The organism is Lysobacter enzymogenes, from assembly GCF_017355525.1.
GTDB classification, from domain to species: Bacteria; Pseudomonadota; Gammaproteobacteria; order Xanthomonadales; family Xanthomonadaceae; genus Lysobacter; species Lysobacter enzymogenes_C.
Window position 1 is genome coordinate 2,450,450 of the sequence record NZ_CP067395.1, and the last position, 15,446, is coordinate 2,465,895.

The 15,446-nt window shown below is 70.6% G+C and carries 15 protein-coding genes; 9 read left to right on the plus strand and 6 right to left on the minus strand.

Features of this window, described 5'->3' with window-relative positions:
- The first annotated feature begins 72 nt into the window (after positions 1-72).
- Positions 73-645, plus strand: a complete 573-nt coding sequence (locus JHW38_RS10205) for a DJ-1/PfpI family protein (RefSeq protein ID WP_207525797.1) — start codon at positions 73-75, stop codon at positions 643-645.
- 112 nt (positions 646-757) lie between these two features.
- On the opposite strand, the gene msrA is transcribed toward JHW38_RS10205, so the two are convergent.
- Entirely contained in the window at positions 758-1,408 is a 651-nt protein-coding gene (gene msrA / locus JHW38_RS10210; RefSeq protein ID WP_207526325.1) for a peptide-methionine (S)-S-oxide reductase MsrA, read from the minus strand.
- Positions 1,409-1,623: 215 nt separating this feature from the next.
- Between msrA and JHW38_RS10215 the strand changes: the two genes are divergently transcribed.
- Positions 1,624-3,294, plus strand: a complete 1,671-nt coding sequence (locus tag JHW38_RS10215; RefSeq protein ID WP_207525798.1) for a peptide-N4-asparagine amidase — start codon at positions 1,624-1,626, stop codon at positions 3,292-3,294.
- A 71-nt stretch (positions 3,295-3,365) separates the two neighbouring features.
- The gene (locus JHW38_RS10220; protein WP_207525799.1) at positions 3,366-3,737 is read left to right on the plus strand and encodes a hypothetical protein; all 372 of its coding nucleotides are present in this window, start codon (positions 3,366-3,368) and stop codon (positions 3,735-3,737) included.
- Between the two features lie 146 nt (positions 3,738-3,883).
- On the opposite strand, the gene JHW38_RS10225 is transcribed toward JHW38_RS10220, so the two are convergent.
- The 3 genes from JHW38_RS10225 to JHW38_RS10235 form a co-directional block, all read right to left on the minus strand.
- Positions 3,884-4,414 (minus strand): adenine phosphoribosyltransferase, encoded by a 531-nt coding sequence (locus tag JHW38_RS10225; RefSeq protein WP_207525800.1) that lies wholly within the window; start codon positions 4,412-4,414, stop codon positions 3,884-3,886.
- A 62-nt stretch (positions 4,415-4,476) separates the two neighbouring features.
- Complete coding sequence (locus tag JHW38_RS10230) at positions 4,477-5,412, minus strand: DMT family transporter (RefSeq protein WP_207525801.1); 936 nt, start codon at positions 5,410-5,412, stop codon at positions 4,477-4,479.
- Positions 5,413-5,657: 245 nt separating this feature from the next.
- A complete protein-coding gene (locus tag JHW38_RS10235) occupies positions 5,658-5,927 on the minus strand; it encodes a DUF2007 domain-containing protein (RefSeq protein ID WP_207525802.1) in 270 nt (89 codons plus the stop codon).
- 253 nt (positions 5,928-6,180) lie between these two features.
- Here JHW38_RS10235 and JHW38_RS10240 point away from each other — a divergent pair, with 253 nt between their 5' ends.
- From JHW38_RS10240 to JHW38_RS25505, 5 genes are all read left to right on the plus strand, one after another.
- Positions 6,181-7,944, plus strand: a complete 1,764-nt coding sequence (locus JHW38_RS10240) for a glutamine--tRNA ligase/YqeY domain fusion protein (RefSeq protein ID WP_207525803.1) — start codon at positions 6,181-6,183, stop codon at positions 7,942-7,944.
- 10 nt (positions 7,945-7,954) lie between these two features.
- Positions 7,955-8,530: a nucleoside deaminase gene (locus JHW38_RS10245; RefSeq protein ID WP_207525804.1), complete on the plus strand. Its 576-nt coding sequence runs from the start codon at positions 7,955-7,957 to the stop codon at positions 8,528-8,530.
- Between the two features lie 54 nt (positions 8,531-8,584).
- A complete protein-coding gene (locus tag JHW38_RS10250; protein ID WP_242691310.1) occupies positions 8,585-9,151 on the plus strand; it encodes a nucleoside deaminase in 567 nt (188 codons plus the stop codon).
- Positions 9,152-9,296: 145 nt separating this feature from the next.
- Positions 9,297-10,367: a 23S rRNA (cytidine(2498)-2'-O)-methyltransferase RlmM gene (rlmM, locus tag JHW38_RS10255; RefSeq protein WP_207525805.1), complete on the plus strand. Its 1,071-nt coding sequence runs from the start codon at positions 9,297-9,299 to the stop codon at positions 10,365-10,367.
- 360 nt (positions 10,368-10,727) lie between these two features.
- Positions 10,728-11,417, plus strand: coding sequence for a hypothetical protein (locus JHW38_RS25505; RefSeq protein WP_242691311.1), 690 nt, complete (start codon positions 10,728-10,730; stop codon positions 11,415-11,417).
- A 285-nt stretch (positions 11,418-11,702) separates the two neighbouring features.
- On the opposite strand, the gene JHW38_RS10265 is transcribed toward JHW38_RS25505, so the two are convergent.
- Positions 11,703-13,550 (minus strand): DUF1302 domain-containing protein, encoded by a 1,848-nt coding sequence (locus tag JHW38_RS10265; RefSeq protein ID WP_207525806.1) that lies wholly within the window; start codon positions 13,548-13,550, stop codon positions 11,703-11,705.
- A gap of 230 nt (positions 13,551-13,780) precedes the next feature.
- Here JHW38_RS10265 and JHW38_RS10270 point away from each other — a divergent pair, with 230 nt between their 5' ends.
- Positions 13,781-15,097, plus strand: coding sequence for an MFS transporter (locus tag JHW38_RS10270; protein ID WP_242691313.1), 1,317 nt, complete (start codon positions 13,781-13,783; stop codon positions 15,095-15,097).
- 25 nt (positions 15,098-15,122) lie between these two features.
- On the opposite strand, the gene JHW38_RS10275 is transcribed toward JHW38_RS10270, so the two are convergent.
- Positions 15,123-15,428, minus strand: a complete 306-nt coding sequence (locus JHW38_RS10275) for a hypothetical protein (protein WP_207525808.1) — start codon at positions 15,426-15,428, stop codon at positions 15,123-15,125.
- Between the last annotated feature and the right edge of the window lie 18 nt (positions 15,429-15,446).

Sequence of the window (15,446 nt, forward strand, 5' to 3'; positions counted from 1 at the left end):
CTGACGGCCGTCACTGGCGGCGCGCGCGGGCGCGTTCGACCATGCGCGTCCTCACGCACAGGACCCGCCCGCATGACCCAGCGCATCGTCGCAGTGATGATCGACCGTCCCGCCGATTGGGAATACGGCCCGTTGCTCGGCGCCGCGCACGCGTGGTTCGGCATCGACGTGGTCAGCGTCAGCCTCGACGCCGCGCCGCTGACCACGATGGGCGGGCTGAGCCTGCAGCCGCAGCGGCGCCTCGACGAGCTCGATCCGGCCGACGCCGAACTGTGGGTCGTGCCCGGCAGCCCGCTGTGGGACGAAGCGCCGGCGCCGGCGGCGATCGTCGCGGCGCTGCGCGCGCGCGCCGCGGCCGGCGGCGCGATCGCCGGCATCTGCGGCGGCACCCGCGCGCTGGCCGCGGCCGGGCTGTTGAACGAGCGCGGCCACACCAGCAACGAACCCGGCTACCTCGATGCGGTGCCCGGCTACCGCGGGCAAGCGCATTACCGCGAACAGGCCTGCGTCAGCGCCGGCGGCATCGTGACCGCGCCCGGCAGCGCGCCGGTGTCCTTCGCCGAAGCGTGCCTGCGCCTGGTGGTGCCTGAGCAGGCGGACGGGATTGCGCAGATGCGCGGAATGTTCGCGCGCGAGTTCGCTTGAGGGCACGAGGCGCGACTTGGGACTCGATTCAAAAAGTCCCAAGGCCTGTCAGCCAAAGCCGCGACCCGCTCGTTTCGCCGAATCCCGGATCCCGAATCCCGAATCCCGAGCTTCAGCCCAACCCCACCGGACAACTCACCCCGGTGCCGCCGAGCCCGCAATAACCGCCCGGATTCTTCGCCAGATACTGCTGGTGATCGTCCTCGGCGTAATAGAACTCCGGCGCCGGCGGCGCGGTGATTTCGGTGGTGATCTCGCCGAAACCGGCCTCGCGCAGCTTGGCCTGGAACGCGTCGCGGCTGGCCAGCGCGGCCTGGTACTGGCTGTCGTCCTCGCAGTAGATCGCCGAGCGGTACTGGGTGCCGGCGTCGTTGCCCTGGCGCATGCCCTGGGTCGGGTCGTGGCTTTCCCAGAACACCTTCAGCAAGTCGTCGAAGCCGATCTTGGCCGAATCGTAGACCACCAGCACGGCTTCGGTGTGGCCGGTCTGGCCGCTGCACACTTCGCGATAGGTCGGGTTCGGGGTGTAGCCGCCGGAATAGCCGACCGCGGTGACCGCCACGCCGGGCAGCGACCAGAACTTGCGTTCCGCGCCCCAGAAACAGCCCAGGCCGAACTGCACCCGCGCCAATCCCGGATACGCATCGCGCAGCTTGGCGCCGGTGACGAAGTGGGCGTTGTGCAAGGGCATCGGCGTCGCGCGGCCCGACAGCGCGTCTTCGCGCTGCGGCATGCGCTGCTTGAACGCGCCAATACCGGGGATGAAGGAACCGGCCATCGTCTGCCTCCGTGTGCGGGGTGTGGCGGGATCGCCGCCGTGCCAATGAAATGCGGTGCCGGTCGCAGGATTCAAGGTTCGCGCGCCGCCGCGCGGCTTGTCCGCGCGCGCCGCGGGCGGGAAGCTCGACGGCGGCCCGCCGCGCCGCCCGCCGCGCGCGTCCCCCGCCCGCTGCCCCGCCCACCGCCGAGGATGCCCCGATGCCCGCACGCCCCGCTCCCGCCCCGACCCGCGCCGCGCGCCGCCGCGCGCGCCTGTCCGCGCTCGCCCTGGCCCTGCTGTGCCTGAACGCCGCGCCGGCGCTGGCCGCCGACGAATTCGGCAGCGACTGGGACGACCCGCGCACCGCCGACCCGCCGGTCGCGCGGCCGCACACGCGCAGCTGCACGGTCGAGATCCTCGACACCGCGTTCGCCGACTTCGAATGGCACCTCGGCAACGTCGCCCCGCCCGCGGCCTGCCCCGGCCCGTGGAGCAAGGTGGTGCTGGAAATGGACGGACAGGTCAAAGGCGTGCAGTACGACCGCCTCGGCCATCTCGAAATCGGCGGCGTCACCGTGTTTTCGACCAGCACGCCGGAGCCCTCGCGCGACGGCATCGGCTGGCATGTGGAGAAGGACCTCAGCGGCTACGCCGCGTTGCTGAAGACGCCGCAGCAGGTGCGCATGGCGCTCGGCAACGTGGTCAACGACACCTACACCGGGGTGATCTACGTGCAGGCGCGGGTCGTGTTCTACAACGCCGACCGCCGCAACCCCGCCGCCGACAGCGCCGATGCGGTCGCGCCGCTGGCCAACGCGCGCCGCGACGGCGGCGACCTGGTCGGCGACTACACCTTGCCGGCCAACGCCACGCGCTGGGTCGGCGAGGTCTACGCCACCGGTTCCGGCGGCGGCTGCGAGGAGTTCTGGTATTTCACCGCGCCGCCGGAAGCGAACTATTCCTGCACCGCCCAGCACGGGCCGTACCGCGAAGTGCAGGTGCTGATCGACGGCCGCGTCGCCGGCATCGCCATGCCGTATCCGCACATCTACACCGGCGGCTGGTCGAACCCGTTCCTGTGGTACGTGCTGCCGGCGCCGCGCGCGTTCAACATCGAGCCGATCCGCTACGACCTCACGCCCTTCATCGGCCTGGTCGGCGACGGCCGCGCGCATGAAGTCCGGTTCCGCGTCGCCAACCTGCCCGACGGCGCTTCGGGCTGGACCTTGCAGCCGAACCTGCAAGCCTGGACCGACGCGCGCCGCGGCGTCACCGGCGGGCGCCTGCTGAGCTACGAACTGACGCCGCTGGCGGCGCAATCGAAGTACAGCGCGACCCCGGACGGAACCTTCCAGGTCGACACCCGCGGCGGCCACCGCCTGCGCGCGAGCGGCTACGTCGATACGTCAAAGGGCCGCGAATACACCACGGTCGAACGCATCGTCGGCAACAACGGCCTGCACAGCTGGGGCGCGGACGAGAACCCCGACGGAATCAAGGCGCAATGGAACGACACCGAAACCGTCAGCCGGCTAGGGCGCGGCCTGCCGACCGTGTCGACGTTCGCCCAGCGTTTCGGCTTCGACGGCGCGATCAGCGTGACGCCGTCGGGCAGCGCGCAGCGCATCGTCACCACGATGAAGATCTTCGACCACGCCGACCGGCTGCAAACGCCGGGGCTGGGCCAGCCGGCGCTGGCGCAGGTCAAGCGCAACACGTTCGAAGGCGAAGCCGGCTGGAATTACGGCGTGCCGCGGCCGGAGCGGCATGCGACGGGGCATTCGGTCCAGCGCCATCGCAGCTATGGCACGCAGGGCTGCTACGACCACGAGATTTCTCAGCGCAACGGGTTCATCGACGTGGATCGGTATAGTTGCGGCAAGCCGTAAGCTCGGTTCGCAGCGCTAGTGCGCGCTGTGACCCGGCGCGCACAACGCCATCGAACCGAGGAAGCACCCGCGTGACCCAGCCGCCGCTCTCCTCCGAGACGTTCCTCAGCGCCGCGATCGCGGCTTTGCCCGATCTGGCGACGGTGATCGAAGACCAAATCGACGATTGGGCGCCGCAGAAGGTTCCGGGCACGATCCTGTATGCCGCGATCGGCGACCGCCTGGCCCGAACCGATCGCGAGGTCCTGCGCAGCAGCGGCATCTTCGATCTCGTCGAACGGGCCATGCGCGGGACCTCGGGCGGATTGGACGTGTGGATCGCAACGGGCTTGATCGAGGGCCTGATCGCCAAGGGCAGGACGCTGGGCACCTGGCCCGACATAGCGTCGCTGTTGGGCCCGCAATCCAGATCGCACGCCGAAGCGTGGGACGGGACGCTGTAAGAACCGGCTGCGGCGGGCGTCGGCGCCGGCGCGTGGTTGCGCGGATCGCCGCGACGCACGCGTCGGGCATCGGATCGCGCCGGGCCTACCTGTAGGAGCGGCGCAAGCCGCGACCACGCACCCTCACGCTCGCGCCGCAACTGCGCTCAATAACGCAGCAACGAATGCACCGGCGCCTCGCCGCTCCAGCGCGCGCGCCCGTTCAACGCCGGCAATTCGATCAGCACGCTGGCGCCGACCAGCACCGCATCCAGACGCTCGACCAGCTCGCGCGCCGCCGCCAGGGTGCCGCCGGTCGCCAGCACATCGTCGACGATCAAGGTGCGCTCGCCCGGCTTGAGCGCATCGCTGCGCGCTTGCAGGCTGTCGCGCCCGTATTCCAGTTCGTACTCCACCGTCACCAGCGGCGGCGGCAGCTTGCCGGGCTTGCGCAGCGGCACGAAGCCCGCGTGCAGCTTCTGCGCCAGCGCCGCGCCGAAGATGAAGCCGCGCGATTCGATCCCGCACACCGCCTGCACGCCGCTGCCCTGCCAGGGCTCGGCCAGCGCGTCGATGCAGCGGGCGAAGCCGCCGGCATCGGCCAGCAGCGGGGTCACGTCGCGGAAGGTGACGCCGGGTTTGGGGAAATCCGCGACGCTGCGGATCAGGCGTTGGATCGGGACCAGGGAATCGCTCATGGGATCGTCGGTGGCAAAGGGGGTATGCACGCGATTGTGCGGGTTCGCGGCGGCGCGCGGCGTCAAGACGGCTTGCGCGCGAACAGCGGCTGATCGCCGCGCGCCAGGCCGAGGAAGATGCCGGCCAGCGACAGCGCGATGCCGAGCAGTTCCAGCCCGCCAAGCTGCTTATGGAAGATCAGCACGTCCCACACATACGCCAGCAGCGGCTGCAACAGCAGGCACAGGCCGACGATGCCGGCCGGCAGCAGCGGCATCGCCCGGCCGATGACCAGCCAGCCGAGCACCTGGGCGATCGCGGCATAGGCGGTCAGGATCAGCCAGTCGTGCGCGGTCTGCGGCCACATGGTCTCGCCGCCGAGCGGCACGGTCAGGCCGAGCACCAGCACGCAGCCCATGCACAGCCACCATTGCAGCGCCTCGTTCGGGGTCTCGCCGCGGCGCGCCTGGGCGGCGCGGAAGGCGAGCAGGAAACCGCCGTAGGCCAGCGCCGCGGCGAGGCCGAAGAACACGCCGAGGCGGAAGCGCGCGTCCATGTGCTCCCAGCCCGGCGCCAGCAGCAGGCCGAGCCCGACCAGGCCCAGGCACAGCCCGACCCACAGCTTCCAGCCGGCGCGTTCGCCGAGGAACAGCGCACCGGCGCCGGCCAGCACGAACACCTGGAAATTCGCCAGCAAGGTCGACAGGCCGACGCCGACGTAGACGATCGAGCGGTGCCACATCCACAGGTCGAAGGCCAGGAACACCGCGCCGAGCATCACCAGCGCCAGCACCCGCGGCTGCGGCCGCCATGTGCGCAGGCGTCCGGGCCGCCACGGCCGGCCGAGCAGCACCAGCAGAATGATCGCGGCCAGGGCCATGCGCCAGAACGCCGAAGCGCCCGGGCCGATCCCGACCCAGCGCACGAACACCGCCGAGCTGCTGATGACGCTGGCGCCGAGCAGCATCTGCAACAGCGGCGCGTTGTTGGACGAAGGCGTGGCGACGGAGGCGTTCATGCGCGCCTCCGCTGTGAACGTCGATCGATGCGGGACATGCTCGGACTCCGGTGGTTCGCCCGCGTCTCGGCGCGGGCGGCGCGTCCGTCGCGGCGGCCGGCGCTGCGCCGGCCGCGCCGCTGCGGGCGCGCGAGGTTGGGTTGGGTGGTGGATGCCGGGGCGGTCCCGGCCCGATCCGCGGCTCAGGCCGGAATCGCGGGCGCCCGGCGCGCCTCAGGCGCCCGGGCGAGCGGCGCGGGCGCCGCTCAGGCCGGCAGCCACGCCGGCGGCGGCATCGCCGCGTACGGGTCCGGTTCGGCCGGCGGGTCGCCCAGGGCCAGTTCCCGGACCACGCCGTCGGCCTGCGCCCAGGCCGCATCCGGCACGCACACCTGGACCGCGCCGAACAGCGGCAGCTCGCCCATCCCGCCGATCAGCGCCTCGCCGCGCAGGAACACCGGAATGCCGGCGTCTTCCAGCGCATGGCGGACCAGATGGGCGTCGATCAGATGGGCGGCTTCGTAGACGACTCGCATCGTCGCGTCCTTCGGCCGGCAGGCCAGGCGGGGTCGCCGCCAGCATACGCCGCAAAAGCGCGCCGGGCGTATCCACTTTCGTCATACCGGCGCGGTGAAATCGGGCGAAAACCGCTGCGCGGCCGGTCCGGCCGGGCCAACCGGCCGCTCCGGCAAAGCCGCGCCCACGCGGCCGCCGGACCGCCCGCCCAGGCAAGCGGCCGCCGCACCGGCTAAACTCCCGTTTCTCTCATTTTCGAAGATGCCGCGCCGCATGTCCGCCGATCCGTCCCGCCTTGCCCCCGAACATCCCAGCGATGCCGCCCCCGCGCAGAAGCAGGATTTCGTCCGTCAGATCGTTCGCGACGACCTGGCCAGCGGCAAGCACCAAACGGTGCGCACGCGCTTCCCGCCCGAGCCCAACGGCTACCTGCACATCGGCCACGCCAAGGCGATCTGCCTGGACTTCGGCGTCGCCCGCGAGTTCGGCGGCCGCTGCAACCTGCGCTTCGACGACACCAACCCGGCCAAGGAAGACCCCGAGTACGTCGAGGCGATCCAGGACGACGTGCGCTGGCTCGGCTTCGAGTGGGCCGAACTGCGCCACGCCTCGGATTACTTCGACCTGTTCTACCTGGCCGCGCAGAAGCTGATCCGCCAGGGCGACGCCTTCGTCTGCGACCTCAGCGCCGAGGAAGTGCGCGCCTACCGCGGCAGCCTCAACGAGCCGGGCCGCAATTCGCCGTACCGCGACCGCAGCGTCGAGGAGAACCTCGACCTGTTCGCGCGCATGCGCGCCGGCGAGTTCGCCGACGGCGCGCGCACCCTGCGCGCCAAGATCGACATGAGCTCGGGCAACATCAACCTGCGCGACCCGGCGCTGTACCGGATCAAGAAGGTCGCCCACCAGAACACCGGCGACGCCTGGCCGATATATCCGATGTACGACTTCGCCCACTCGCTCAGCGATTCCTGCGAGGGCATCACCCACTCGCTGTGCACGCTGGAGTTCGAAGACCACCGTCCGCTGTACGACTGGTGCGTGAGCAAGGTCGACCTGCCGAATTCGCCGGAGCTGCTGGCGCCGCTGCTGGCCAAGGGCCTGCCGAACGAAGCCGCGATTCCGCGCCAGATCGAATTCTCGCGCGCCAACCTCAACTTCACCGTGATGAGCAAGCGCAAGCTCATGGTGCTGGTGCAGGAAAAGCTCGTCGACGGCTGGGACGACCCGCGCATGCCGACCCTGCAGGGCATCCGCCGCCGCGGCTACACCCCGGCGTCGATCCGGCTGTGGGCCGAGCGCCTGGGCGTGAGCAAGCAGAACTCGGTGATCGACTACTCGGTGCTGGAAGGCTGCCTGCGCGAAGACCTCGACGCGGCCGCGGCGCGGCGCATGGCGGTCGTCGATCCGCTCAAGCTGGTCATCACCAACCTCGACGACGCGCACGAGGAATCGCTGCACTTCTCCAACCACCCGAAGGACGAAAGCTTCGGCTCGCGCCAGGTGCCGTTCTCGAACCAGCTGTGGATCGAGCGCGAGGACTTCGAGGAAGTCCCGCCGAAGGGCTTCAAGCGCCTGATCCCCGGCGGCGAAGTGCGCCTGCGCGGCGCCGGCATCCTGCGCTGCGACGAAGTGGTCAAGGACGACAGCGGCAAGATCGTCGAACTGCGCGGCACGCTGGATCCCGAATCGCGTCCCGGCATGGCCGGCGCCGACCGCAAGATCAAGGGCACCATCCACTGGGTCAGCGCGCGCCATGCGGTCGAGGCGGAAATCCGCTTGTACGACCGCCTGTTCGACGTCGCCGCGCCGGACGACGACAGCGACGGCAAGACCTACCAGGACCATCTGAATCCGAATTCGCGCCGCACCGTCGTCGGCTACGTCGAGCCGTCGGCCGCGCAGGCCGCGCCGGAGCAGGCGTTCCAGTTCGAACGCGTCGGCTACTTCGTCGCCGACCGCTACGACCACCGCGCCGACAAGCCGGTGTTCAACCGCGCGGTGACCCTGCGCGATACCTGGGCGAGCAAGGAATGAGTCCGCAGGCATGAGTCCGAAAATCCCCAACCCGCTGACCCGGCAGGTGCAGTTGCTGCTGCCGGACTGGATCGACGCCGCGGTCGACCGCACCCGCATCTACGCCAGCGACGAGGAAAAGGTCGCGCTGGCGATCGAGCTGTCGCGGCGCAACGTCGAGCTCGCCACCGGCGGCCCGTTCGGCGCGGCGGTGTTCGACGGCCACGGCCGCGTGGTCGGCGTCGGCGTCAACCGGGTCGTGCCGCAGAACTGCTCGGTCGCCCACGCCGAGATGATGGCGTTCATGTGCGCGCAGACCGCGGTCAGCCAGTTCCGCCTCAACGAACTCGGGCCGATGACCCTGGCCACCTCGGCCCAGCCGTGCTGCATGTGCTACGGCGCCAGCTTCTGGGCCGGCATCAACAACCTGCTGATCGGCGCGCGCTCGGAAGACGTGATGCGCCTGACCGAGTTCGACGAAGGCCCGCTGCCGGCGGACTGGATCGGCGAGCTGGAACGCCGCGGCATCGCCGTGCGCCGCGACCTCGAGCGCGAGGCCGCGTGCGAGGTGCTGCGCAAGTACGGCGAGAGCGGCGTTTCGTACTGACGGCGGCGTCCGCCGCGCGGCGTCGCGGCGAACGGCAGGCATCGGCACGCAGGCATGAAGATCTGGAAGATGTTCACCCAAGCGGAACTGGCGCTGCCGGATTGGATCGACGCCGCGGTCGACCGCTCGCGCCGCTACCTCAGCGATGAGGATCAGGTCGCGCTGGCCGTGGATCTGTCGCGGCGCAACCTCGCGCAGCGCACCGGCGGCCCGTTCGGCGCGGCGGTGTTCGACATCCACGGGCACGTGGTCGCGGTCGGCGTCGACTGCGCTGCGGCGCAGGATTGCCCGATGGCCCACGCCGAGACGATGGCCTTCCTGTGCGCGCAGCGCACGATCCGGCATTCCCGGCTCGGCGGCATGGCCGGCAAGACCCTGGCCGTCTCGGCGCAGCCGTGCGGCATGTGCTGCGGCGCCAGCGTCCTGGCCGGCATCGGCACGATGCTGATCGGCGCGCGCAGGCAGGACGTGGTGCGTCTGGCCGGGATCGACGACGGCCCGGTGCCGGCGGACTGGGCCGAGGAGTTGCAACGACGCGGCATCGTCGTGCGCCGCGACATCCATCGCGAGGCGGCCTGCGAAGTGCTGCGACAATACGGCGAGAGCGGCGCAGCGCGCTGATCCCGCCCGACCGCTGCGCCGCTCTCGCCGTATCGTCGCCGCGCGTAACCGCCGCACGCCCGTATCCGCGGGCCGGCCCTGCCGCGGGTTGACGCCGCGGCGGCCGCCTGTGCTTCATTCTTCCCACATCACCGCGAGCTGCCCCATGACCGACTCCGCCCTGTTCTGCCTGTGCCGCGCCGGGTTCGAACCCGAGCTCGCCGCCGAACTGAGCGAACGCGCTGCGCTCGCCGGCCACCCCGGCTACGCGCGCACCCAGCGCAACAGCGGCTACGTCGAGTTCGTGCTCGAAGACGCGGCCGCCGCCTCGCGCGCGCTGCCGTGGTCGAAGCTGATCTTCGCCCGGCAGAAGCTGGTGCGGCTGGCCGACCTGCGCGGGCTGGACCCGAGCGACCGGATCGCGCCGATGCTGGCCGCGCTCGACGCGGTCGGCGGCGCCGGCCTCAACGTGTCGATGTTCGGCGAATTGTGGGTCGAGCATCCCGACTCCGACGAAGGCAAACCGCTGGCAGGCCTCGCGCGCAGCTTCGGCAACGCGCTGCGCCCGGCGCTGCGCAAGGCCGGCTGGCTCAGCAAGAACGACGACCCGCGCCGGCCGCGCCTGCACGTGGTGTTCCTGGCCGGCGACCACGCGGTGCTGGCGATGTCCGAACCGCACGACAGCGCGCCGTGGCCGCTCGGCATCCCGCGCCTGAAGATGCACCCCGACGCGCCGAGCCGCTCCGCGCTGAAGCTCGAAGAAGCGCTGCTGACCCTGCTCGACCCGGACGAGCGCGAGCGCCGCGTGCGCGACAACATGCAGGCCGCCGACCTCGGCGCCGCGCCGGGCGGCTGGACCTGGGTGCTGATGCGCAACGGCATGAAGGTCACTTCGGTCGACAACGGCCCGCTGCGCCAGGCCCTGCTCGACAGCGGCCGGGTCGACCACCTGCGCGCCGACGGCTTCACCTGGCAGCCCAAGCGCACGCTCGACTGGATGGTCTGCGACATGGTCGAGTCGCCGGCGCGCGTGGCCGAGCGCATGGCCACCTGGTTCCGCGAGAACTGGTGCCGGCAGGCGATCTTCAACCTCAAGCTGCCGATGAAGAAGCGCTGGGAAGAAACCCGCGTGTGCCTGGAAGCGTTCGAGCATCAGGCGCACCGGCCGCTGATCGTGCGCGCGCGCCAGCTGTATCACGACCGCGAGGAGATCACGGTGTTCGCGACGACGCGTTGAGCGGCGGCGGCCCGGGGTCGAACCAAGATCGCTCGCGCACTCGCCTCGTTGCGAAGACGCTGTTCGCGGCGTCGCGTCGAGCCGCGGCGGCCCGGCGCCGAACCGGGACCGTTCGCGCACCCGCCTCGTCGCGAGGAAAACCGGAATCCATTTGCATGTCGCGCGCACCGGCGGCGAACGTCGCGGCCTTCATGCCGACGCGACAATGCTGAGCGCAAACGCAACGCGCGCGGCTCGCTCATCGTCGTCGGCGCAGCGCCGCGTTCATCGCGCGTTGCGGCAATCGCGAACCGATTAACGAAGGTTTGATCGCAGCGGGTTTAGCGTCGCCTGCGTCCCCACAGCGCGAGGTTCACCCCCATGCGTCAGCACGCGATCCAGCGCAACGCCCTGCTCGCCTTGGCGATGGCCGCGGCTCTGTCCGCCGGCAGCGCCGCCGCGCAGGTGCCGTCGAAAGTGCAGGCCAAACACGACGCGGTCGAGAAGGCCGACGTCGCCGCCGCCGACGCCAGCCAGGCCCGCGACAGCGCCGCCAGCGCCGGACTCGCCGCCACCGCCGCGGTGCAGACCAGCGAGCAAGGCGCGATCAGCGAGCGCGGCGCGATCGCCGCGCAGGCCACCGCGCAACAGGCCCAACGCGCCGCCGTCGACGCGCAGAGCGCCGCCCGGCAGGCGATCCGCGCCGCCGACGAAGCGCGTTCGGCGCAGGCCGCCGCGGTCTCGGGCAGCAACCCCGCCGGCGCCGCGGTGCAGGCGCGCGCCGCCATGAACGAAGCGCGCACCGCGAACGCGGTCGCCGCCGACGCCGGCAGCGTCGCGCGCGCCGCCGCTGCGGCGACCGCCGAAGCCAACCAGTTGCCGGACCGGGTGATCGCTCCGCCCAGCGACGGCCGCAGCGTGAACTTCGCCGCGCTCGACGTCGACGGCGACGGTTCGATCAGCCGCGAGGAATCGCGCGCGCATGGCGCATTGAGCGCGAACTTCCTCGCCGTCGATGCGAACGCCGACGGCCGCATCAGCGTTGGCGAGATCGAAGGCTGGCGCCGCTGAGGCCGTACACCGGCCCCATCTGTAGGAGCGGCGCGAGCCGCGACCGCGCCACGACGACTGCGCCGCAACTTCCGCACCCATCGCGGCCGCCACAGCGGGAATCCAGGACTTCGAGCGTTCTCGCACGAGAGCCCTGGATTCCCGCGTTCGCGGGAATGACGATCTTGAAGTTTCGTGCCCGACTGTAGGAGCGGCGCAAGCCGCGACCGCGCCACGACGACTACGCCGCAACTTCCGCACCCATCGCAACCGCCACAGCGGGAATGACAGCAAGGGGGCGTCGCCTCAGAACGTCGCGCCTACCGCCAGACTCGCGTAATCGTGATCCGCCAACGAATCGTAACGCGCGCTTCCGGCGTAATCGGTGTAGCTCACGCTGGCGAAGTACCGCTTCGCATACTTCGCCGACAACCCGAGCGTCAACTGCCGCCGATCCTCGACCAACTGATTGTCGACCGCGAACCCGCGCACGTCATGGCCGAAACTCAGGCTCGGCGAAACCGTCCAGTCCGCGCCGACCGCATAGTCGAGCTGCGCGCGCAAGCGATAGCCCCAGGCGTTGCGCGTATAGAACCCCTTGTCCACGCAACCGCGCGGATTCTGGATCGGCGGGCACACGCCGCCGTAACCCTGCGGCGAAAACCCCCAATGGAAGCCGCGCCCATAGCGCGCCTGGCTCAGCGCGGGCAAGTCCGCGTAGCTGTACGCCACTTCGCCCGCCAGCGTCGCCTGCTGCGCGCCGAACGCGCCGGCGAAGCTGCGCTGGAAATTCAGCAGCACTTGATCCTTGTCGACCCGGTCGTAACCACGCAGCACCGCGCCCGGCGCCAGCACCGCGTTGCGCGCGCCGATCGGGCCGCCGCTGCTGGTCAGGGCGCGGAACATGTCGGCGGTGTTGAGCTGCACCGGCTGGCCGCGGGTGTGCGAGAGCTCGGCGCCGAGCTTCCAACCGCGCCAGCGGGTTTCGGCGCTGAGGCCGAAGATGCGCACATCGTCGGGGTATTCCCATATCTCGCGGATGGTCGACAGCCGCGCCGACAGCTGCGCGTACGCCGCGGGCACGCCGGCGGCGATCAGCCGCGGCGCCAGGCCCGGATCGGTGCGCGCCGCGTCGATGGTGGTCGCGTCCAGGTACGGCGCGCGCGAGTTGATGCGCAGGTAGTACGCGCCCCAGCCGCGGCCGCTGGCCTCGTCGCGATAGCGCAGCGACAGGCCGTACTGGCCGCGGTCGCTGCCGTACCGGTCGCGGTCGCGCGGCAGGATCGCGCCCATCGACTGCATGAAACCGTCGCTGAGCCAGCGCCCCGCGTCGGCGGACGCGCTGTTGATCGGGTAGTAGGCGTTGGACTGGATGCCGGCGCAGCCACGCTCGATGCCGAGATCGCTGCCGGAGAAGAACGTGCCGCAGGGGTCGTACTCCGACGGCCGCCAGTTCCACTGCCAGAACCCTTCCAGGCTCAGCTTCGAATCCAGCGTCCACTTCGCCCATAGCATCTCGACCGGAATCTGCGCCTCGCCGGCCGCGTCGGTGCCGGGCCGGCGCAACGTGGTGTAGTCGACCGGGTTGATCTGGTTGACGCCGCTGAAGAACAACCCGCTGCCCCACTTCACCGCCTGCTTGCCGACGCGCACGTCGAGCGCGCTGTCGTCGTCGAGCTTGAGATGTCCGTAGACATAAGCGTTGAGCCAGAGAAACCCGGAGAACTTGTTCGAACGCGAGAACCCGCCGTCGCTGAGCGGCGCCGACGGATCGAAGCCGTTGGGCACGTTGCCCTGGCGGGTTTCGCGCCGGTCCAGGGTGGCGTCGTACCAGGTGCGCGCGCTGAGGTTGACGCCGACGTCGCGGTATTTGAGGTCGACCGACTGCACGATCTTGAACAGGCTCGAAAACGCATCGCCGCGGCCGAAGTTCAGATTGCCGTCGTCGGCGGTGTCGGCGCCGGTGCCGCCCTTGGGCCGGCCGTCGGAGGCGTAGCCCTTGCCGAGCAGATGCGGCTGGGCCTTGCCCGTGCGCACCGCGGTGCCGGCGACCGCGCGCAGGTTCCACTGGCCCTGGATGCGGCCGTCGGCCAACTCGAATTCGGCAGCCGCGGCCGGCGCGGCGGCGAGCGCCGCCAGCGACAGGACGCACACTCGGCGCGTGAACGAACTACGGAAAAAAACACCGGAAAACCGCTGAAAAACCGACATGAAAACCGATCCTGCAACACTGCTGCAGGGTTTCTAGCACCGCCCGCGCCGGCGCCGCACTACTACTTTAGGCTGTGTTCCGCGCCGCCCCGGTTGTGCGCGCGCGCAGTTGCGGCATAGTGCGATGCCTGTCCCGCCCGAGCCCGCCGCAGTCCATGAATTCGCCGCAGTCGATGAGTCGCGATGCCGCCGCCGTCCCACCCGCCGGCGCCGCGCCGCTGGGCCACAAGGACGCCCGCACCCTGCTGCTGTCGGCGCTCGGCGGCGCGCTGGAGTTCTACGACTTCGTCATCTTCGTGTTCCTGACCGAGACGCTGCGCAAGCTGTTCTTCCCGGTCGGCATGCCCGAGTGGCTCGGCACGCTGCAGGTCTACGGCATCTTCGCCGCCGGCTATCTGGTGCGGCCGATCGGCGGCATCGTCATGGCCCACTTCGGCGACCGCTCCGGGCGCAAGCGCATGTTCACGCTCAGCGTGTTCCTGATGGCGCTGCCGACGCTGTTCATCGGCCTGCTGCCGACGTATGCGCAGATCGGCCTGGCCGCGCCGCTGTTGCTGCTGTTCCTGCGCATCGTCCAGGGCATCGCGATCGGCGGCGAAGTGCCGGGCGCCTGGACCTTCGTCGCCGAGCACGCGCCGCGCGGCCGGGTCGGCTTCGCCTGCGCTTCGCTGTCGGCCGGGCTCACCGCCGGCATCCTGATCGGCTCGCTGATCTCGACCGCGATCAACACCTTCCTGGCGCCGGCGCAGGTGCTGGACTGGGGCTGGCGGGTGCCGTTCGTGCTCGGCGGCGTGTTCGGTTTTCTCGCCGTGTACCTGCGCCGCTGGCTCAGCGAAACGCCGGTGTTCGCCGCGATGCGCGACAGCCGCCAACTGGTGCGCGAGCTGCCGCTCAAGCAGGTGCTGCGCGACCACCGCGCCGGCATCGTGTTGTCGATGCTGGTGACGTGGCTGCTGACCGCGGCGATCGTGGTGGTGATCCTGATGACGCCGACCATCGTCCAGCAGAAGTTCGGCATGGCGCCGTCGCGCGCCTTCCTCGGCAACAGCCTGGCCGCGTTCTGCCTGACCCTCAGCGCGATCGGCGGCGGCTGGCTGGTCGACCGCATCGGCCGCGGCCGCGCGCTGCTGCTGGGTTCGCTCGGCGTGCTGCTGAGCAGCTTCGCCCTGTATTACGACCTCAACCACGGCGCGCACAACTTCCTGCTGCTGTACGCGCTGGCCGGCGTGTTCGTCGGCGTGGTCGGGGTGATCCCGGCGGTCATGGTCGCCGCGTTCCCGGCGCCGGTGCGGTTCTCGGGCCTGTCGTTTTCCTACAACGTCGCCTACGCGGTGTTCGGCGCAGCGACGCCGCCGTTGATCGGCGGTTATCTGGCGCCGCATTTCGGCGGCATGGCGCCGGCGTACTACGTGATGGCGGTGGCGCTGGTCGGGGTCGCGGTGTCGCTGTATCTGCTGGCCAATCCGCGCCAGCAGTTCCACGAGGATTGATCGGCCTGTCCGGCTCGACCCCGCTTCAACAAACCATTACGAAATACGCGCCGAAGATAAAAAGCCCGGCGATCCAGCAGGCGAACATCGCCAGCACCGCGGCGAAGATCCAGGCCGCGCGCGCCAGACCGCCGCGGCCGAGCGTGCGCCGCACCGCGAGCGCCGGCAAGGCCAGGCCGGCGAGCGCGAACGCACCCAGCACCGTCCAGCCCAGCGCCCAGAACGCGGCCGATTTCTCGCCGTATTCCGGCGGGCATTGGGTGGTGGCGAACGCCAGCGCGGGCCAGCACGCTGCGACCGACGCCAACGCCGCGCCGCAGACGCGGCGCATTCGCAAGACCTGCGCGCC